This is a genomic window from Pantoea sp. Ae19-2 (assembly GCF_059801205.1).
In genome coordinates this window covers 3,387,583-3,409,485 of sequence record NZ_JBCHWE010000001.1, presented here as the reverse complement: position 1 = coordinate 3,409,485, position 21,903 = coordinate 3,387,583, and the positions used below count along the sequence as shown (strand labels likewise).

Sequence of the window (21,903 nt, the reverse complement as noted above, 5' to 3'; positions counted from 1 at the left end):
GATTTTAGACTCAACATGTAGTAATTGCAGTGAATTAATCGGCTTGTTTTTGACCTGAAGCAAAGAAGCCTTGAACAAGAAGATAAAATCGACACTGAAAAAAAACAGACCCGAGATCGCCTTTTCCGGCGGGCGAATTTGCTTAGCGGAGCAAAATGACTTAACTCTGTTTATCGTTCTTTTTAACCATTGACCCGCAGGGAGCCGTGCCAATGCCGTTACGTCGAAATGTGCTGATCTGTTGTTGTGCGCTGACCTTTTCCGCCGCCGCCGATACGCTGCCGCTCATGCCGTGGCCACAGCAGGTTGAGCAACCTGCCCACGCAGGCTGGCTGACGCTCACCCCACAGCTGACGCTACAGATTGTCGGGGACACGCTGCCCGGCGCCGAAACACGCTGGCTGTCGCGCATCGCTCGCCAAACCGGCTGGCCGCTGTTACCCGCCGATCAGCCGGTTGAGCATCCCACAATTCGTATTGCCATCGCGCAGGCGGTCAACCCTGTCCCTCAGCCTGACAGCGATGAAAGTTACCAACTGGACGTCAACCGCGACGGCGTGCTGCTGAAAGCCAACAGCCGCTTTGGCGCGATGCGCGGCATGGAAACGTTACTGCAGCTGATAGAAAACAGTGCCGAAGGCACCCGTATTCCCTGGATAACGATTCACGATAAACCGCGCTTTGCCTGGCGCGGCATCCTTATCGACAGCGCCCGCCATTTTATGCCGGTCAGAACGCTGAAACGCCAGATCGATGGGATCGCGGCGGCGCGAATGAACGTGCTGCACTGGCATCTCACCGACGATCAGGGCTGGCGCTTTGCCTCCCTCCGCTATCCGCAACTGCAGCAGAAAGCCAGCGACGGGCTTTTCTATACTCAGGCGGAGATGCGTGAGGTGGTGCAGTATGCGGCTGAGCGTGGCGTGCGCGTGGTGCCGGAGCTGGATATACCCGGCCATGCCTCCGCGCTGGCGGTGGCGATGCCGGAACTGATCAGCGCGCCGGGGCCGTATCAGATGGAGCGCGGGTGGGGCGTTTTCAAACCCTTGCTGGATCCCAGCAACGAACAGGTTTATCAGGTTATTGACGCGCTGGTGGGGGAGATGGCAGCGATCTTCCCCGATCCCTACCTGCATATCGGTGGCGATGAGGTGGATCCCAGCCAGTGGCAGGCATCCGCCGCTGTTCAGCAGTTTATGCGCGATCGTGGATTAGCCGATCCCCATGCGCTGCAGGCCTGGTTCAATCAGCGCGTTGAGAAAATCCTCGAAAAACACCAGCGGCGCATGGTGGGCTGGGATGAAATTGCCCATCCCGATCTGCCGCACAGCATTCTGATTCAGTCCTGGCAGGGACAGGATGCACTGGGCACGGTAGCGAAAAACGGCTATCGCGGCATTCTGTCCACGGGTTTTTATCTCGATCAGCCTCAGCCGGCCAGCTATCACTATCGCAACGAAATCTATCCTCAGGGCCTTAACGGCCAGGATGTGGTGCAGTCGGGCGAACAGGCTCAGAGCTGGTCCTTTACCATGCCACGGTTAAAAGGCAGCCCGGTAACGGGGAGTTTCACCCTGATTAAAGGCCGCGACGGCTGGCGCGGTTTTATCGACTTTGCCGGAAAATCGCGTCGTCTGGTGAACGCCATCGACTGGCTTTCGGCGAACCGGCTGACGTTCACGGTGGATACCTGGATGGGACCGTTCAAACCGGTCGTCACCCTGGCGAACAATCAACTGAGCGGATACATGCTGGTGGGTAACGTCCGTTACGCGGCCGAAGGGCAGCGGCTCGACGCGGTGCCCAGGGGGATTCAGCCTGTGCTGCCGGATGCGCGCCAGATGCAGCAAAACCTGCTGGGCGGTGAGGCCGCGCTGTGGGCCGAAAACGTCAACAGCGCGATTATTGATACCAAACTCTGGCCGCGTGCGTTTGTGGTTGCGGAGCGGTTATGGTCAGCCCAGGATGTCACCGATCCCGACAGCATGTACCAGCGGCTGGCGGCAATGGACCGCTGGACGACCGTATCGGTGGGGCTGCAGCAGCATTATCAGGCAGACCGACAGATGACGCGGCTTGCAAACAGCACGGATATTCAGCCGCTGCGCGTGCTGGCTCAGGCGCTGGAACCGGCCCAGTATTACACTCGACAGCATCTCAAGTTTCAGGCCGGGCATTACAACTACTTTGAGCCGCTGAACCGGCTGGCCGATGTTTTACCGGCAGAAAGCGACGCCGTCAGAACACTGGATAAGCAGGTGGTCGCGCTGGTTGAAGACAGAAGCAACGTGGCGGCTGCCGCAGCTATTCGCTCTCAACTCCAACGCTGGCACGATAACGCTGCTCAGGTTGCGCCATTACTCAACGGCAGCGCGCCACTTAAGGCGCTGGAAAGCAGCGCGAAACAGGTGGATGAGCTGAGCGTCATGGGCATCAACATGGTGAATGCCTATGTCCGTAACCAGGCGTTTGGGGCCAGCGAAATGGCGCAAATGCATGCGAAGCTGGATGCGGCGGCGCAGGTGCAGGACGAAACCGTCATCGCCCTTGTCAGGCCTCTTGAGGCCCTCCTCCGCGCCTTCAAATGAATAAGCGGGTGTCCTTCGCGCCGCAGGTGCGTTGGCCGCGGCTCATCACCCCGGTCACTTACTGCAGTAAGCTCCCGGGGATGACTCACCTTGCCGCCTTCCTGCAACACGAATGCCACCGGCTTATTCCGCAGAAGATAAGGGATGGAAAAGACATACGGAACAATGGTTTGGGGATGATTTGGCGGATGGGTTTCCAGGGGAGGTTATGCCGCGCTGAGCGTCGCGGCAAGGTAAAGATGAACTCAGGATGAGGTCGCCGGGCCGCCGACTGAATGACGGCGGACCAGCGTGGGACTATACATAGTGGTCACTTACTGCCGTAAGCTCCCGAGGATGACTTACCTTGCCGCCTTCCTGCAACACGAATGCCAACGGCTTATTCCGCAGAAGATGAGGGATGGAAAAGACATTTTGAACAATGACCTGAAGCTGATTTGGCGGGTGGGTTTCCAGGGGGAGGTTATGCCGCGCTGTGCGTCGCGGCAAGGCAAGGATCAACTCAGGATGAGGTCGCTGGTCCGCCGACAGAATGACGGCGGACCAGCGAGGGACTGAACATATTGTTCACTTACTGCAGTAAGCTCCCGGGGATGACTCTCCTTGCCGCCTTCCTGCAACACGAATGCCACCGGCTTATTCCGCAGAAGATGAGGGATGGAAAAGAGATACGGAACAATGGTTTTGGGGATGATTTGGCGGATGGGTTTCCAGGGGGCGGTTATGCCGCGCTGAGCGTCGCGGCAAGGTAAAGATGAACTCAGGATGAGGTTGCCGGGCCGCCGACTGAATGACGGCGGACCAGCGTGGGACTGAACATATTGGTCACTTCCGGCAGCGGCTGTTGATGTGCCAGCGCCAGAGCCAGTTCAGCGGCCTGCTGCGCCATGGTGACAATCGGGTAACGCACCGTGGTTAAGCGAGGCCGAACGTAGCGGGAAACCAGCACGTCATCGAAGCCGATGAGTGACATCTCTTCCGGCACCTGCACGCCGTTGTCGCTCAGCACCGCCAGGGCACCGGCGGCCATGGAGTCGTTGTAGCAGGCCACGGCGCTGAAGTTTTTACCGCGCCCCAGCAACTCCGTCATCGCCTGCTCGCCGCCGACTTCGTCCGGCTCGCCCCAGGCGACCAGCCGATCGTTGCAGGGCAGGCCGTGCTCCTGCAGCGCGTCGTAATAACCCTGCAGGCGATCCTCCGCATCGGAAATCGTGTGAGTGGAGCAGATAAACGCAATATTCTGATGGCCCAGTTGAATCAGATGGCGCGTCGCCAGCCAGGCGCCGTAGCGGTCGTCCAGCGCGATGCAGCGCTTTTCAAAACCCTTCAGCAGACGGTTCAGTAAGACCATGCCCGGCATCTGCTTCATCAACACTTCCAGCTCGCTGTCGGGGATTTTCTTGGCGTGCACCACCAGCGCCGCGCAGCGATGGCGCATCAGCTGCTCAATAGCCTGCCGCTCTTTTTGCTCATTATGGTAACCGTTACCAATCAGCAGAAAGTTGCCTGTCTGGCCCGCTACTTCATCAACGGCTTTCACCATCGCGCCAAAAAACGGGTCGGAAACATCCCCGACCACCAGCCCCAGCGTTTCAGTGGACTGCTGCGCCAGCGCCCGTGCATTGGCGTTTGGATGATACTGCAGCGACTCCATCGCCTGGCTGACCGCCTGACGTGAACTGTCACTGGCTTTAGGCGAATTGTTGATGACGCGGGAAACCGTGGCGACGGAAACTCCCGCCAACCGGGCAACATCCTTAATGGTGGCCATGCGATTACCTGATTTTGGGGAAACGTTTACACATCGCACCAGTGTTACGGAAAAGCGGGCGCACATCAAGACAACAGAATGCCAGCGCTGTCGCAAACAGGGTAAAATCAGACGGTTGGTGATGCCTTCTGTTCAGGTTGCGGCCCATGCTATGCTGCTGATCCCAACACCTGCCATAGCGATGACCATGAAAACTAAAGTGCCACATCTGGCGCACTGGGGCGCCTTTACCGCGGTAAGCGAAAACGATCGTCTTATCGGCTGCGAACCTTTTTTTGCCGACGCCGATCCCTCGCCGATGCTCAACACCATCCCGGAACTGGTTTACTCAGACAAACGTATTCGCCAGCCCATGGTGCGCCGCTCATGGCTGAAATCGCGCGAAAACAGTGACCGCACGCTGCGCGGACGCGAAGATTTTGTTGCCGTTGACTGGGAGACGGCGCTGGATCTGGTGGCAGAGGAAAATCGCCGTATTCGCGAACGCTACGGTGCATCCGGCATTTTTAATGGCTCTTACGGCTGGTCATCGGCAGGGCGCGTCAATCATGCGCGTACCCTGGTGCGCCGCTTCTATTTCCAGGGCGGCGGGGGCGTCGATCAGCAAGGCAACTACAGCTGGGGCGCCGCGCAGTTTTTCCTGCCTTACGTGATGGGCACCTACATGCCGCTGACCGGGCGCGTCACCGACTGGCCGCAGGTGGTGGAACATGCGGAGGTGTTTGTCGCCTTCGGTGGGCTGGCGTTAAAAAATGCCCAGGTGGCATCCGGCGGCGCAGGCCAGCACAGCCTGAAACCGGCGCTGGAGCAGCTGGCGGCAAAAGGCACGCCGGTGATTAACATCAGCCCGATGCGCGATGACTGCCCAGAGTTTGTTAACGCGGAGTGGATCCCGATCCGGCCGAATACCGACGTGGCGCTGATGCTGGCACTCGGTTACGAAATTTGTCAGCGTGGTGCGACAGACGAGGCGTTTCTGGCCCGTCACTGCACCGGTTGGCCACAGCTACGTGCCTATCTGCTGGGTGAAAGCGACGGCATCGCCAAAACGCCCGGCTGGGCCAGCAAGATCACCGATATCCCGGCGGATCGCATTGTACATCTGGCCCGACAGCTGATCGGCAAACGCAGTTTTATCACCTGCTCCTATTCGGTTCAGCGCGCCCACCGTGGCGAACAGCCTTACTGGATGATGATCGCGCTCTCTTCCATGCTCGGGCAGCCGGGCTTGCCGGGCGCGGGCTTCTCGTTTGGACACGGCTCGATGAACAGCGTGGGCAATCCGCGTCAGGAAGGCCCCGCGCCGATGATGAGCACCGGACCGAACCCTTCAGGCCTGTCCATTCCGGTTGCCCGCATCAGTGACATGCTGCTAAATCCCGGCCAGCCTTATGGTTTCCAGGGCGAAACTCTGCACTATCCGGACATTCATATGGTGCACTGGGCGGGCGGCAATCCGTTTCACCATCATCAGCAGCTTAACCGGCTGGTGGAAGGCTGGCAGAAGCCGGATACCGTAGTGGTCCAGGATATCGTCTGGACACCTGCGGCGCAGATGGCCGATATCGTGCTGCCCGCCACCACCACGCTGGAGCGTAATGACATCGGCGGTTCATCACGTGACCGGTTTGTACTGGCAATGCACCAGGCGATTAAGCCGCAACATCAGGCACGGAACGATTTTGATATTTTTGCCGATCTCGCCGAGCGCTTAGGCTATCGCGATACCTTCACCGAAGGGCGCAACGAGATGCAGTGGATAGAACATCTCTACCAGCAATGTGCGGTGGCGCACGGCCGTCGTGGCATTCCTTTCCCTGAGTTCGGTGAGTTCTGGCAGCGTGGCTTTGTGGAGATCCCCGAAGGCGGTAAGCCTTATATCTTTATGGAAGACTTCCGCGCCGATCCCGAGGCCAACCCGATACAGACTGCCAGCGGTAAGATTGAGCTGTTCTGCCAGACCATCGCTGACTACCACCTGGAGGATATGGCCGGGCATCCGGAATGGCGTGAGCCTCAGGAATGGCTGGGCGCGGCAGCCAGCCGTGATTATCCGCTACACATGATCTCCATTCAGCCATCGGACCGGTTACACAGCCAGTTAGATGCGACGGCTACCGTTCAGAGTAACAAAACCGCCGGGCATGAAACCCTGTATATGCATCCGCAGGATGCGGCGGTGCGGGATATCGGAGACGGTGACGAAATAGAGGTCAGCAATGCGCGCGGCAGAATACTGGCCGGCGTGCGTCTGACTGAGGGGCTGAAGCAGGGCGTGGTGATCATTTCCACCGGCGCCTGGTTTGATCCCGGTTTTGGCAAAGCGTGGCAGCCGTTTGACCGGGCGGGCAACCCCAATGTGTTAACCCTGGATATCGGCACGTCATCCCTGACGCAGGGACCCAACGCCATGAGTTGCCTGGTTGACATTAAAAAACATGCCGTTTGCACAAAAGCCTAAGGTTCACACGGCTGGTTACATTTTGCAGGCATCTGTTGCGTTTCAGTCGTGGCGAAAAAGCCGTTTCGCTTGCTACATTCAGGATCCCAGAGGTATTGATGGGTGAACATCAACTGATTTTTTCTTGATTACACCGACCTGCGTAGATACGCAGGTTTTTTTTGCCCGAAATAAACTGAACGATAACGAACTGATACACAGTTTTCCTGTGTTTTTACCCGTGCTTTGATTATAACTGCGGGATTGACCTCTTTTTTTTAAGCGCAGCGGATTGCCATGCCCCGGATTAAAAAATTACTGGGTAAAGACCAGATAAAAGCCCCGTTTAACCCTTTCCGTTTTCGCCTGATCTGCCTGGGCGTATTTACCTGCATGGCTGTTCTGCTGGTGCGCGTCGCCGATTTGCAGTTTCTTAATCAGCCCATGCTGGAACACGAGGCCGATCAGCGCTCGCTGCGTACCGTTACGCTTCCGACCAGCCGTGGCACCTTACTGGATCGCAACGGCGAAGCGCTGGCGCTCAGCGTACCGTCGCGGGATGTCATCGCCGATCCGCAGCGCGTGCTGGAGAGCAACCCTGATTTTACCAGCGCCAAGTGGGCCTATCTGGCGGCGGCATTAAGTATGCGACCAGAAGAGGTCGCGGCGCAGATCACCGCTAACCCCAAACGTCGTTTTCTCTATCTCGGGCGCAAAGTCGAACTGGGGATCGCCAAAGATATTAAAGATCTGAAGCTTAAAGGCATCAGTGAAGTCTACGACGACAGTCGCTTTTATCCGATGAGCGAAGCCTCCGCGCCGCTGATTGGTATTGTGGGGGCCGATAACACCGGCCTCAACGGACTGGAAAAGGGCTTTGATAAAGTCCTGCAGGGCCAGCCGGGCAAAGAAGTCTACCGGCAGGATGCGGCAGGGAATATTATCGCGATGATTAGCTATCAGCCGCCCACTCAGCCGCCGACGGTGCAGCTCAGCATTGATAAATTCAGCCAGTACACGCTCTACAGTAAGCTGCGCGATGGCGTACTGTTAAACAAGGCGGATTCGGGCGCGGCGGTGCTGGTTAAAATTGATACGGGCGAGATTCTGGCGATGGCCTCTTATCCCTCGTTCAACCCCAACAACTATCAGGGGGCAACCCCGGCGCAGATGCGCAATACCGCCATTAATGACAGCTACGAGCCGGGTTCAACGGTAAAACCCCTTGTGGTGATGGAAGGGCTGGAACGTCACCTCGTCCGGCCGGATTCCGTGCTGGATACCACGCCTTACCGGGTTAACGGCCACCTGATCCGCGACGTCGGTCACTGGCCGCGCCTGACCATGACCGGCATTCTGCAAAAATCGAGCGACATCGGCGTTTCTCATATCGCCCTGGCGATGCCGGCGGAAGCCCTGGTGAACACCTACCACGCATTTGGCCTGGGTAAACCCACCGGGCTGGGGCTGACCGGCGAAAGCGTGGGGTATTTCCCGCTGCACCGCACGCGCTGGGCCGATATCGAACGCGCGACCTTTTCCTTCGGCTACGGTTTGCGCGTCACGCCGCTGCAAATTGCCCGTGAATACGCCACGCTGGGTTCCTATGGCGTTTATCGTCCGCTGTCGATCACCAAAGTGACGCCGCCGGTGCTGGGCAAGCAGGTCGCTAATCCGGAAACGGTCAAGGAAGTGGTGCACATGCTGGAAAGTGACGTCCTGCCGGGCGGTACCGGACTGAAAGCGGCGGTACCGGGCTATCGACTGGCCACCAAAACCGGTACGGCTGAAAAGATGGGCAGCAGCGGGAAGTATGACGGCGGTTATGTGAACTACACCGCAGGTATTGCCCCGGCCAGCCATCCTGAGGTGGCGCTGGTGGTAATGATTAACCATCCTACCGCGGGCGATCACTTCGGCGGCTCCGTGGCCGCGCCGGTGTTCGGTAACATCATGGGTCCGGTGCTCAAGCACATGAATATTGCCCCGGATGCCATCTACAGCAAGCCTGTGGATAGCGGTTCAGATAAATCCTAACCAAATCAAACTGTAAGTGAGGTGTGGATGTTTTTACACCTCGTTTCATTTCGCCGAATTCATTTTCCTTTTTCACCTGTCACTGACTCCTGCAGGGTGAGAGTATGGACATCCCAGAGGTATTGATGGGTGTGAAAACGGGCACTGCTCCGGCAAGGCCAATCGTTATTACACCAACCCACGCAGATGCGTGGGTTTTTTTTGCCCACTATTCCGGCCGTCAGCCCCTGCTATCCGTGCGGGTCCACCCCGTGGACAGGGGACTGGTAAGGTTTCTTAACGCAACCCTTACGGTTTGGCGATGGAAAGTCGTAACACAAGTAGCCGATAATCTTTGCAGATGCCGTTTCGACGATGCCTCCTATCCGGAGGATTTCTTTTATCCCTGTTTACCTGAAGAGTTCGATGACTACTCACGCTCCCCGTACCCGTGGTTCCCGCTGGCTGAAATGGCTGCTTCTGCTCATTGCGCTGTTAATCGTTGCCGCCGTGGCATGGCGACTGATGGGCCATAAAGGCGCAGGTGGCACCCTGCCCGCGCGCGGTCATGCCGGACGCCATGGCGGCCCTGGTATGCTGAAAGGCGGCACGACGCTGGTTCACAGCGGCACCGCCAGCACCGCCGATGTGCCGGTCTATCTCTACGCGCTGGGTACGGTGATCCCCAATGCCAGCGTAACGGTCACCAGCCGGGTAGACGGTCAACTGGAGAAGGTCTACTTCACCGAAGGGCAGAAGGTTGAAGCGGGCCAGCTGCTGGCGCAGATCGATCCCCGCAGCTACGAGGCCACGCTGAATCAGTATCAGGGGGAGCTCAGCGAAAATATGGCGTTGCTGAAAAGTGCCGAACTGACGCTGGCACGCTACCGTAAACTGGCGGCCCAGGACTCGCTGTCCCGCCAGGATTTAGATACGCAAATCGCGACCGTGGGACAGTATCGCGGCGCAGTGGCTGCCGATCAGGCCCAGATTGCCAGCGCCAGGCTGAATATTGGCTATGCGCGCATCACCGCACCCGTCAGTGGTCGGGTAGGGCTGCGTCAGGTCGATCCGGGCAATATGATTCAGAGTGCCTCCACGACCGGGCTGGTGACCATTACCCAGATGCAGCCTGCCGCCGTTACTTTTAGCGTGCCCCAAAGTCATATCCCGACGCTGGTAAAAGCCCTTCATCACGATCGGACACTGCCCGCCACCGCCTTCGATCAGGATAACCAGCATGCCCTGAGTCAGGGGCAGGTGAAATTTATCAGCAACGAGATCGACACGGCGACCGGCACCATTACGCTGAAAGCCATGTTCGCTAACGACGACGAGGCGCTGTACGCCAACCAGTTTGTGAACCTACGCCTTCAAACCAGCGTGCTGAAAGGCGCCACCATTATTCCGGCGCAGGCGTTACAGTTGAGCAGCGACGGCAGCTTTGTTTTTATCATCAATAAAGACAACACCGTGACGCGCCAGCCGGTTACGGCAGGTCCGGCTTACGGTGAGACGTGGCAGGCTATTCTGCAGGGCGTGAAGCCTGGCGACCGTCTGGTCACGGAAGGGATCGATCGCCTGACCAACGGCAGTAAAGTTTCGGTCGCGGACAGCACCCAACCGACTCCACCGGCTGAGGCACAATGAACCCGTCACGCCTCTTTATTCTGCGTCCGGTCGCCACCATCCTGCTGATGGCGGGCGTGCTGATCGCTGGCCTGTTTGCTTACCGGTTTCTCTCAACGTCGGCGCTGCCGCAGGTCGATTACCCAACCATTCAGGTGACAACGCTCTATCCCGGTGCCAGCCCGGACGTAATGGCATCGACGATAACTTCACCGCTGGAGCGCCAGCTGGGGCAGATGTCAGGCCTGAGCCAGATGAGCTCGACCAGCTCAGGCGGATCGTCGATCATCACCCTGACGTTCAGCCTGGATCTGTCGCTGGATGTGGCCGAGCAGGAGGTGCAGGCCGCCATCAACGCCGCCAATAATTTGCTGCCGACCGATCTGCCCACGCCGCCCACCTATAAAAAGGTCAATCCGGCCGACAGTGCGGTCATCACCTTAGCTGCCAGCTCGGATACTCTGCCGCTGACGCAGGTTCAGGACCTGGTGAATACCCGCGTTGCGCTCAAGCTCTCGCAAATTTCCGGCGTGGGCATGGTAACGCTCGCGGGCGGTCACCAACCGGCAATTCGCGTGCAGATGAACCCTCAGGCGCTGGCGGCCCATGGCCTGACGCTGGAAGACGTGAATACGCTTATCGGCAACAGCAACGTCAAAGGCTCCAAGGGCGGATTTGATGGCCGCTATCACTCCGTCACCATTGACGCCAACGACCAGCTGCGCACCGCCGCCGAATACGGCAACCTGATTCTGACCTACCAGAACGGCGCCGCCCTGAGGCTGAAGGACATCGCCCATATTGAGCAGGGACCGGAGAACAGCTTTCAGTCTGCCTGGGCCAACAACCACCCGGCCATCGTGATCGGCGTGCAGCGCCAGCCGGGGGCGAATGTCATCCAGGTGGTGGACAGCATCAAGGCGCAGTTGCCCACGCTGCAGGCCGCGCTGCCCGACGGCGTGAAAATGACCATCCTGTCCGATCGTACCCAAACCATTCGCGCCTCCATCAGCGATGTCCAGTTTGAGCTGATGCTTTCCATTGCGCTGGTGGTGATGGTGACCTTTCTGTTCCTGCGTAACGTGGCGGCCACGCTGATCCCCAGCGTGGCGGTACCGCTTTCGCTGGTGGGAACCTTTGGCGTGATGTATCTCGTCGGCTTCAGCCTCAATAACCTGTCGTTGATGGCGCTGACGATTGCCACCGGTTTTGTGATCGACGACGCGATCGTGGTGGTCGAGAATATTTCCCGGCGGCTGGAAGCAGGGGAGCCACCGCTGGAGGCGGCGTTAAAGGGATCGCAGCAGATTGGCTTTACCATCATCTCTCTGACCTTTTCCCTGATTGCGGTGCTGATTCCGCTGTTGTTTATGGGCGATGTGGTGGGGCGCCTGTTTCGCGAGTTTGCCATCACGCTGGCGGTATCCATTCTGGTTTCAATGCTGGTCTCGCTGACCTTAACGCCGATGCTATGTGCTTACCTGCTGCACTTTGTTCCGCCCGAGAAGCAGTCCCGTTTCGCGCGCAAAGGCGGCGAGGTTTTTGATTGGCTGATTCGCGGATACGATCGCCTGCTGACCCGGGTGCTGGATCATCAGAAACTGACGCTGCTGGCGGCGCTGGCAACCTTTGCTCTCACCGCGCTGCTGTATATCCTTGTCCCCAAAGGCTTCTTCCCAACTCAGGATACCGGGTTGATTCAGGGCGTGACCGTGGCCACGCAGGACGTCTCTTTTACCGAGATGGCGAAGCGCCAGCAGGCGCTGTCTGCGGTGATCATGCAGAATCCGGCGGTTGAGAGCGTCTCTTCGACCATCGGTATTGACGGCAACAACACCAGCCTGAACAGCGGTCGGTTGCAGATCAACCTGAAGCCCTTTGGTCAACGCGACGACAAAGCCGGTGCAATCATCAAACAGCTGCAGCAGGCGGCAACGCGCGTGGTCGGCATTCAGCTCTATCTGCAACCGGCACAGGATCTGACGGTTAACGATCAGGTCACGCCGAGCCAGTATCAGTTCACCCTTGACGATGCCAACAGCGAAGACCTGGTGACCTGGTCGCCGAAACTGGTGGCGGCCTTGCAGAAACGGCCAGAGTTCAACGGCGTGGTAAGTAACCTACAGGATCAGGGCCAGGTGGCTTATGTCGAGCTGAACCGGGACAAAGCCGCGCGGTTGGGCGTGACCGCAGCGGACGTTGATACTGCGCTCTACAGCGCGTTTGGACAGCGGCTGGTCTCGACGATCTTTACCCAGTCGAATCAGTATCGCGTGGTGCTGGAAGTCGCTCCGCAATACCAGCAAAGCCCGGCCGCTTTCGACGATGTGTATCTGAAACCCTCTGCCAGCACGTCCAGCACCGCATCAGACAGCACGTCTGCCAGCAGCAGCCCGGATACCTCATCAGCCTCAACCGCTACCAGCACGGCCACAACCACCAGCAGCGGCATGGTCAGGCTGACCGCCATCGCCACGATCCATCAACGGACCGGGTCGCTGATGCACATGCGGCTGAATCAGTTTCCGGCGGTGATGATCTCCTTCAATCTCAACGACGGCTATTCGCTGGAAGATGCGCAGAACGCCATTACCAAAGTGACTGCACAGCTGCAGCTGCCCTCGGCGATTACGCTGCGCTATCAGGGAGAAACCTCGGCGTTTCAAAGCGCCACAGGTAACACGCTGTGGCTGATACTGGCGGCCCTGCTGACGATGTATGTGGTATTGGGCATTCTGTATGAAAGCTTTATCCATCCGGTGACGATCCTCTCGACGCTGCCCTCCGCGGCGGTCGGGGCGCTGTTAACCCTGTTGCTGGCGAATACGGCGTTCAGCCTGATTGCGCTGATCGGAGTGATTCTGCTCATCGGCATCGTGAAGAAGAACGCCATCATGATGATCGATTTTGCGCTGGAGGCCGAAAACAAGCAGCATCTCTCCCCCCGGGAAGCCATTCATCAGGCCTGTCTGCTGCGTTTCCGCCCGATACTGATGACCACCATGGCGGCGCTGCTGGGCGCACTGCCGCTGATGCTCGCGTCCGGATCGGGTGCCGAGTTGCGGCAACCGCTGGGGCTGGTGATTGTCGGCGGATTGATCGTCAGCCAGGTACTGACGCTGTTCTCCACGCCGGTGATCTATCTGTGGTTTGATGGGATTGCCCAGCGCGGCAATGCCTGGGTGAAACGCCGTCAGCAACAGGCGCGGAGCGGGCAATGAACCTGACCCGGCTGTTTATCTTCCGCCCGGTCGCCACGCTGCTGCTGACGATGGCGATTCTGCTGCTTGGCGTGCTGGGCTACCGCCTGTTGCCGGTGGCCCCGCTGCCGCAGGTGGATTTCCCGACTATTATGGTTAACGCCAGCCTGGCCGGTGCCAGCCCGGAAACCATGGCGGCAACGGTTGCCACGCCGCTGGAACGCTCGCTGGGGCAGATTGCCGGTATCACCGAGATGACCTCAAACAGCTCGCAGGGCTCCAGCACCATCATTTTACAATTCGAACTTAATCGTGATATCAACGGCGCGGCACGCGACGTGCAGGCGGCGATCAACGCGGCACGCAGCCTGCTGCCAAGCGCGATGGCATCGCTGCCGACCTACCACAAAGCCAACCCCTCGGATGCGCCGATTGTCATGCTGGCGCTGACCTCCGCCACCCGCTCGCCGGGTGAGCTCTACGATCTGGCCGAAAGTAAAATCGAACAGGCGATGGGGCAGATCAAGGGCGTGGGCGACGTGTCATTAATGGGAAGCGCGCTGCCTGCGGTCCGCATCGATCTGCAGCCGCTTAAGCTCATCCACGCAGGTATTTCGCTGGATACGGTGCGCAGCGCGGTGGCCAACAGCACCACCACGCTGCCTAAAGGCTCGCTGCAGGGCAGCAGCCAGTCGTGGATGGTGGACGGCAATGGCCAACTGGACAAGGCCGCCAGCTATCGCAACCTGATTATCAGCAACAAAGACGGCAATATCGTGCGGCTGGGCGACGTCGCCAGCGTGTACGATTCAGTGGAGGACCGCTATCAGGCCGGCTTCCTCAATGCCCAACCGGCGGTCATGGTGGGCATCAAGCGCCAGGCGGGCGCCAACATGCTGGACACCATCGATGCCATTAAAGCCCGCCTGCCTGCCCTGGAAAAAGATCTGCCTGCCGATACTCAGCTTAAGGTGGTGGTGGACCGTTCGCCCGGCGTGCGCGCCTCGCTATACGATACCGAAGAAACGCTGCTGATTGCGGTGCTGCTGGTGATTGCGGTGGTGTTTGTCTTTTTACGCAACCTGCAGGCGGTGATCATTCCGGCCCTGGCGCTACCGGTCTCGCTGATCGGAACCTGTGCGGTGATGTACCTGCTGGGTTACAGCCTGGATAACCTGTCGCTGATGGCGCTGATCATCGCCACGGGATTCGTGGTTGATGACGCCATCGTGGTGCTGGAAAATATCACCCGCCATATTGAAGCCGGCCAGCGCCCGCTGCGTGCGGCCATCCGCGGTGCGCGGGAGGTCAGCTTTACCGTGCTGTCGATGACGGTCTCGCTGATTGCCGTGTTTATTCCCATCCTGCTGATGGGCAGCCTGCTGGGGCGGCTGTTTCGCGAGTTTGCGATCACGCTAACCGTTTCCCTGGTGATTTCGATGTTTGTCTCGCTGAGCCTGACGCCGATGCTCTGCGCGCGGCTGCTGAAACCGAAACCCAACGTGAGCAAGCGCCCGCATCCGCTTTATCAGTGGATTGAAAATCAGTTAAACCACGCGCTTGCGGCCTACTCGCGCGGTCTCAACTGGGTCATGCGCCATCAGAAACTGACCCTGTTCAGCCTGTTGCTCACCGTGCTGCTTAACCTGTTTCTCTATACGGTGGTGCAGAAAGGCTTTTTCCCCGAACAGGATACGGGCCTGCTGATGGGGGCCTTACGGGCGGATCAGAATATTTCGTTTCAGGCGATGAAGCCGAAGATGCTGCAGTTCACCAACATCATTCGGTCCGATCCTGCCGTTGAAAGCGTGATGTCATCCATGGGCAGCGGGATGTTTGGCTCGCGCAATAACGCCGACTTTTTTGTCCGGCTTAAAGCTTTTGACAAGCGTGATGCCACGGCCAGCCAGGTGGCTAACCGCTTAAGCCAGAAAACCAGTAAGATCCCCGGCGCGCAGCTGTTTCTGATGGCGGCGCAGGATCTGCACATCGGCGGGCGCAGTGCCAATGCCACCTATCAGTACAGCCTGCAGGCGGACGATCTGGCCCTGCTGCGCGAGTGGACGCCTAAAGTCCAGGCGGCACTGGCGGCGATTCCGCAGCTCAACAGCGTTGATTCCGATGCGCAAACCGGCGGTCAGGAAGTGATGCTGACGATCGACCGCGACCAGGCCACCCGGCTGGGGGTGAATGTGAAGATGCTGGACACGATGCTGAATAACGCGTTCAGCCAGCGCCAGATTGCCACGCTGTACCATACGCTCAATCAGTATCACGTGGTGATGTCGCTGCAGGACAGCGATACCCGCGATCCGGCGATATTGCAGCAGCTGTACGTCATTAACGACAGCGGCGACCGCATTCCGCTGTCGGCCTTTGTCAGCTTCACGGGCGGCAATGCCCCGCTGACGGTGACGCATCAGGGGCAGTCAGCTACCAGCACCGTGGCCTTTAACCTGAATGACGGCGTCTCGCTGGAGCAGGCGGAGGCGCTGATCAAACAGGCGATGGCCCAGATTGGCTTGCCCTCAACCATTCAGGCGGGCTATGCCGGCACAGCGGCCGAATTTAATCAACTGACCGCCACGATGCCGTGGCTGATTGTGGCGGCGCTGGTGGCGGTCTATATCGTTCTTGGCGTGCTGTATGAGAGCTATATACATCCGCTGACGATTCTGTCGACATTGCCCTCGGCGGGCGTGGGCGCGCTGCTGCTGCTGTTACTGACCAATACGCAGCTCACGGTGATCGCGCTGATCGGCATTATCCTGTTGATTGGTATCGTAAAAAAGAACGCGATTATGATGATCGACTTTGCCATTGATGCCGAGCGGCGGCTTGGCCTTTCACCGCAGCAGGCGATTACCCAGGCCTGCCTGATGCGTTTTCGCCCCATTATGATGACCACGCTGGCCGCGTTCTTCGGGGCGCTGCCGCTGGCGTTGGGCAGCGGCGGTGATGCCGACTTACGCAGCCCGCTCGGCATTGCCATCGCCGGGGGGTTAGCGCTGAGCCAGCTGCTGACGCTGTTTACCACACCGGTTATTTATCTGTGGCTCGATCGCCTGAGCCGTGCCACCCAACGTCAATGGCGTCGTCTGCGCCATGCGGGATCCTGAATCATGAAATCACGTCTTCCGGCCGTGCTGGTGCTGCTGTTGAGCGGCTGTACTGTTGGCCCCGATTACCAACGCCCTTTGATGGCGATGCCGGTTCACTACAAAGAGGCCAGAGGCTGGCAGCAGGCAGCGCCCCAGGACGATCGGCACAAGGGCGAATGGTGGTCGGTGTACCAGGATGCCACGCTAAACAGCCTGCTCAGTCAGGTCAGCCTCTCTAACCAGAATGTGGCTGAATACGCGGCGCAGTACCGCCAGGCGCAGGCGCTGGTGGCGCAGTCCCGGGCGGCTCTGTTTCCCACCCTGGATTATGACGCCAGTACGACGCGGAGCGGCAGCCACACTGACAGCACGCGCACCACCAGCAGCAGCCATCAGGCGGCGCTGAATGCCAGTTGGGAGCTGGATTTATGGGGCAAACTGCGTCGGACAAGGGAAGAGGATCAGGCCAGCGCGCAGGCAAGCGCAGCGGAACTCGCCAATATCACCCTGAGCGCCCAGACCGAGCTGGCGGAAGACTACTTCCAGTTGCGCATCATGGACGAAAAAATTGGTTTGTATCAGCAGAGCATCGCCGCCTATCAGCGCTATCTGAGCGTGATACAGAACCAGTATCAGGCGGGAACGGAATCCCGCGCCACGGTGGCTCAGGCGCAGCAACAGCTGGAGAGCGCCAGCGCCTCGGCCCAGGATTATCAGTGGCAACGCGCCCAGATGGAACATGCGATCGCCCTGCTGGTGGGCAAAGCGCCTGCGGATTTCAGCCTGCCTGCCGCAACCCTGACGGCAACCTTACCGGCGATTCCCGGCGGCTTACCGGCCGAACTGCTGCAGCGCCGTCCCGATATCGCCATGGCCGAGCGTAAAATGGCGGCAGCCAACGCGGCGATCGGGGTTGCCACCGCCGGGTACTATCCCGATCTCACCCTCAGCGCCAGCGGCGGCGTGAGCGCCTCTGCGCTGCATAACCTGTTCGCGTTACCTAACCGTGTCTGGTCGCTGGGACCCGAGCTGAGCGGCTCGCTGCTGGACTTTGGCGCCACCTCGGCCAGTGTGGATCAGGCCCGCGCTGCCTACGATGCCAGCGTGGCGAACTATCGACAGACGGTGCTGACGGCGATGCAGGATGTCGAAGACCGCTTGGTGGAACTGAACACGCTGCAGGGCGAAATCGCCGCACAGCAGCGCGCCACCGCCGCCGCGCAGACTTCGGCGCAGGTCACACGCAATCAGTATGAGGCCGGGATGATTGACTATCTGGATGTGGCGACAACCGAAAACAGCAGCCTGAGCGCGCAACAAAGTTTACTGACGCTGAAAAGCACCCAGTGGGTCAGTAGCGTGGCGCTGATCGCGGCGCTGGGCGGCGGCTGGCATACCGCACCATGAAGGCGGCATAGCGCTGAAATCTGCCAATAATCAGTTGTCGATTACGGCTAAATCCTGCATCGTGAGTGGCTATTTTTAAGATGCTAAGGAGCCGGCATGTTATTCACCTTTTTCCGCCTGGTATTCCGCCTGCTGTGGCGGGTTGAACTCCGGGGCGATCTCGCTGAACTGCATAAGCAGAAGGTGCTGATTACCCCGAATCACACCTCGTTTCTGGATGGGGCGCTGCTGGCGCTGTTTTTGCCCATCAAACCGGTTTTTGCGATTTACTCGTCGATCAGCGAGCACTGGTTTTTACGTCTCATCAAGCCGTACGTGGATTTTGTTCCGCTCGATCCCACTAAACCTTTGGGGCTGAAGCAGCTGGTGCGGCTGATCGACAGCGGGCGTCCGGTGGTCATTTTCCCGGAAGGCCGGATTACCGTCACCGGATCGCTGATGAAAATTTACAGCGGGGCCGGATTTGTCGCCGCAAAATCTGGTGCCACCGTGGTGCCGATGCGCATTGAAGGCGCCGAGTTTACGCCGTTTGGTCGCCTGGCGGGCGTCTTTAAGCGTCGTTTGTTTCCGCGCATCACACTCAGCATTTTACCCGGCACCCATATTCCGATGCCTGAAGCGAAACGCGCCCGTGATCGTCGCGTGCTGGCCGGTGAACACCTGCATCACATTATGATGGAAGCACGCATGGCCGTGCGCCCACGGGAAACCCTGTTTGAGGCTTTCCTCAATGCCCGCCAGCGCTACGGCGCGTTTAAACGCTGCATTGAAGATGTGAATTTCAAACCGGACAGCTATACCGGTTTACTGAAAAAAGCGTTGGGCGTCGGACGGATTCTGGAGCGTTACAGTCAGCCCAACGAGTACGTAGGGCTGCTGCTGCCTAACGCCACGGTCACCGCGGCGGCTATCCTGGGCGCTTCCCTGCGTGGGCGCGTGCCTGCGATGCTGAACTATACCGCTGGCGTAAGCGGCATGCGCGCGGCGCTGACCGCATCAAAAGTGAAAACCGTGTTTACGTCCCGCCAGTTTCTGGACAAGGGCAACCTGTGGCACCTGCCGCAGGGCCTGACAGAGGTACAGTGGATCTACCTGGAAGATCTGAAGGATACCGTCACGCTCAAAGACAAGCTCTGGATACTGGCGCATCTGATCGCGCCGCGCCAGGCCCAGGTGGCGCAGCAGCCGGAAGAGGCCGCGATGGTGCTGTTTACGTCGGGATCGGAAGGCCATCCCAAAGGCGTTGTGCACTCGCACAAAAGCCTGCTGGCCAACGTTGAACAGATCCGTACCGTGGCAGACTTTACGCCGCGCGACCGTTTTATGTCGGCCCTGCCGCTGTTTCATGCTTTTGGCCTGACCGTGGGGCTGTTTACACCGCTGATGACCGGGGCGCAGGTCTTTCTCTATCCCAGCCCGCTGCACTACCGGATCGTGCCGGAGCTGGTTTACGACCGTAACTGCACCGTTCTGTTTGGGACCTCCACCTTCCTGGGCAACTATGCCCGCTTTGCCCAGCCCTATGACTTTGCGCGACTGCGCTACGTGGTGGCCGGGGCAGAGAAGTTGCAGGAAACCACGCGCCAGCTGTATATGGACAAGTACGGCATTCGTATTCTGGAAGGCTATGGCGTCACCGAATGCGCGCCGGTGGTGGCGATCAACGTGCCGATGGCCGCGAAAGCGCATACCGTGGGCCGTATCCTGCCGGGAATGGATTCTCGCCTGATGTCGGTGCCGGGCATCGAAAACGGCGGGCAGCTACAGCTGCGTGGCCCTAACATCATGAAGGGCTATCTGCGGGTCGAGAACCCCGGCGTGCTGGAAACCCCGGCCGCTGATAACGGCGAAGGCCAGAGTGAAGCGGGCTGGTACGATACCGGCGATATCGTCAGCTTTGATGAGGGCGGCTTCTGCCAGATTCAGGGGCGAGCCAAACGCTTTGCCAAAATAGCCGGTGAGATGGTGTCACTGGAGGTGGTCGAGCAGATTGCCCTGAAGGCCTCTTCGGATAAACAGCATGCGGCCTCGCTGCGCCCTGACGGTAATCGAGGTGAAGCATTGGTGCTGTTTACTACCGACAGCGAACTGGCACGCGAGAGCCTGCAAAAAGCCGCGCGTGAGCTGGGGGCTGCCGAGCTGGCCGTACCACGCGACATTCGCGTGGTAAAAACGTTGCCCCTTCTGGGCAGTGGTAAACCTGACTATGTCACGCTGAAAAACATGGCGGAAGAGGAACAGGCATGATCGTAGAACGTGATGCGCCGTTATTGTCGCGCGGCATGATAGCGGTAATGGTGGCGCAGTTTTTCTCCGCGTTCGGCGATAATGCCCTGCTGTTTGCCACCCTGGCATTATTAAAAAACCAGTTCTATCCCGACTGGAGCCAGCCGATCCTGCAGGTGCTGTTTGTGGCAACCTATATCCTGCTGGCCCCGTTTGTGGGGCAGATGGCGGACAGCTTTGCCAAAGGGCGGGTCATGATGTTCGCCAACAGCCTGAAGCTACTGGGTGCGATGATCATCTGCTTTGGCTTCAATCCCTTCCTGGGTTACACCCTGGTGGGGATCGGCGCGGCGGCGTATTCGCCCGCCAAATACGGCATTCTTGTGGAAATCGCCCATGACGAGAAGCTGGTCAAAGCCAACGGGCTGATGGAAGCTTCCACCATTGCGGCGATCTTACTGGGCTCGGTGGCGGGCGGCATCCTGGCTGACTGGAACCTGGTTGCCGCGCTGGCGGTCTGTGCCTTGACCTATGCCGTGGCGGTAACGGCGAACCTGTTTATCCCCAAACTGCACGCCGCGCGTCCCGGCCAGAGCTGGAACTTCGCGGCCATGCTGCGCAGCTTTATTGCCGCAACGCGCGTACTGTGGAACAACGCTGAAACGCGTTTCTCCCTGCTCGGGACCAGCATGTTCTGGGGTGCAGGCGTCACGCTGCGTTTTCTGCTGGTGTTGTGGGTGCCGGTAGCGTTGGGGATCCAGGATAACAAAACCCCGACCACGCTGAATGCCATGGTGGCGGTCGGTATCGTCGTGGGCGCGGCGCTGGCGGCCAGGCTGGTTACGCTGGAGACTGTGCGCCGCTGTATGCCTGCCGGTGTGCTGATTGGGATCGTGGTGGTAATTTTCTCGCTGCAACATACGCTGCTGAATGCTTACCTGCTGCTGTTAGTGATTGGCGTACTCGGCGGTTTCTTCGTGGTTCCGCTTAACGCGCTGCTGCAGGAGCGGGGCAAACAGAGCGTGGGATCCGGTAATGCCATCGCGGTACAGAACCTCGTTGAAAACACCGCCATGCTGGTGATGCTTGGGCTGTATACCTTAGCCATTCGGGCTGGCGCGCCCGCGGTGGCGACCGGCATGGGCTTCGGCGCACTGTTTGCACTGGCGATTGCCGTGCTGTGGCTGTGGCGGCCGTCCTCCCGCCCTTGATGTCACCACGGCGGGGCGCGCTGGCCCCGCCGTTTGGCTTTTCCTTCCTGCCTCGAAATCAACGTCTCTCCCTCTGTCACAATCCTTTAATTACCGATGCAGTATATTCAAAATAATATAGTTTGTTTGGTGATTGTTTTTGTTTGTTATTTTATTTTATTTTATTTTATTCACGATAATTTTTTACGATGCATAATTAATTTAAACTTGAAATCGAATTCAACGTTAAAAAATTTGAAATAAATATTTATTTAATATTGCCGATTAATTTCTGGCTTCCTTCGGGAATTAGCTCGGAGGAAAGAAAGGAGCTC

The 21,903-nt window shown here is 58.7% G+C and carries 10 protein-coding genes; 9 read left to right on the top strand and 1 reads right to left on the bottom strand.

What is annotated here, in order from left to right:
• Positions 1-212 precede the first annotated feature (212 nt).
• A complete protein-coding gene (locus tag AAIE03_RS15670; protein ID WP_015701088.1) occupies positions 213-2,588 on the top strand; it encodes a beta-N-acetylhexosaminidase in 2,376 nt (791 codons plus the stop codon).
• Between the two features lie 760 nt (positions 2,589-3,348).
• Here AAIE03_RS15670 and galR read toward each other — a convergent pair.
• Complete coding sequence (gene galR, locus AAIE03_RS15665) at positions 3,349-4,359, bottom strand: HTH-type transcriptional regulator GalR (RefSeq protein ID WP_013024371.1); 1,011 nt, start codon at positions 4,357-4,359, stop codon at positions 3,349-3,351.
• 187 nt (positions 4,360-4,546) lie between these two features.
• Between galR and AAIE03_RS15660 the strand changes: the two genes are divergently transcribed.
• From AAIE03_RS15660 to lplT, 8 genes are all read left to right on the top strand, one after another.
• Entirely contained in the window at positions 4,547-6,820 is a 2,274-nt protein-coding gene (locus AAIE03_RS15660) for a molybdopterin guanine dinucleotide-containing S/N-oxide reductase (RefSeq protein WP_024472194.1), read from the top strand.
• Positions 6,821-7,096: 276 nt separating this feature from the next.
• Positions 7,097-8,836 carry a penicillin-binding transpeptidase domain-containing protein gene (locus tag AAIE03_RS15655; RefSeq protein ID WP_498563083.1) on the top strand — a complete coding sequence of 580 codons (1,740 nt, stop codon included), beginning with the start codon at positions 7,097-7,099 and terminating at the stop codon, positions 8,834-8,836.
• A 405-nt stretch (positions 8,837-9,241) separates the two neighbouring features.
• Positions 9,242-10,465 carry an MdtA/MuxA family multidrug efflux RND transporter periplasmic adaptor subunit gene (locus tag AAIE03_RS15650; protein WP_014606735.1) on the top strand — a complete coding sequence of 408 codons (1,224 nt, stop codon included), beginning with the start codon at positions 9,242-9,244 and terminating at the stop codon, positions 10,463-10,465.
• Positions 10,462-13,665, top strand: coding sequence for an efflux RND transporter permease subunit (locus tag AAIE03_RS15645; RefSeq protein ID WP_498563082.1), 3,204 nt, complete (start codon positions 10,462-10,464; stop codon positions 13,663-13,665). The genes AAIE03_RS15650 and AAIE03_RS15645 overlap by 4 nt, the downstream gene beginning before the upstream one ends.
• Positions 13,662-16,763, top strand: coding sequence for an efflux RND transporter permease subunit (locus AAIE03_RS15640; protein ID WP_498563081.1), 3,102 nt, complete (start codon positions 13,662-13,664; stop codon positions 16,761-16,763). The genes AAIE03_RS15645 and AAIE03_RS15640 overlap by 4 nt, the downstream gene beginning before the upstream one ends.
• A 3-nt stretch (positions 16,764-16,766) precedes the next feature.
• Positions 16,767-18,152 (top strand): efflux transporter outer membrane subunit, encoded by a 1,386-nt coding sequence (locus AAIE03_RS15635; protein WP_014595177.1) that lies wholly within the window; start codon positions 16,767-16,769, stop codon positions 18,150-18,152.
• 96 nt (positions 18,153-18,248) lie between these two features.
• Entirely contained in the window at positions 18,249-20,399 is a 2,151-nt protein-coding gene (gene aas / locus AAIE03_RS15630; protein ID WP_028715975.1) for a bifunctional acyl-ACP--phospholipid O-acyltransferase/long-chain-fatty-acid--ACP ligase, read from the top strand.
• A complete protein-coding gene (gene lplT, locus AAIE03_RS15625) occupies positions 20,396-21,589 on the top strand; it encodes a lysophospholipid transporter LplT (RefSeq protein WP_498563080.1) in 1,194 nt (397 codons plus the stop codon). Before aas ends, lplT begins: the two co-directional genes overlap by 4 nt.
• Positions 21,590-21,903 lie beyond the last annotated feature (314 nt).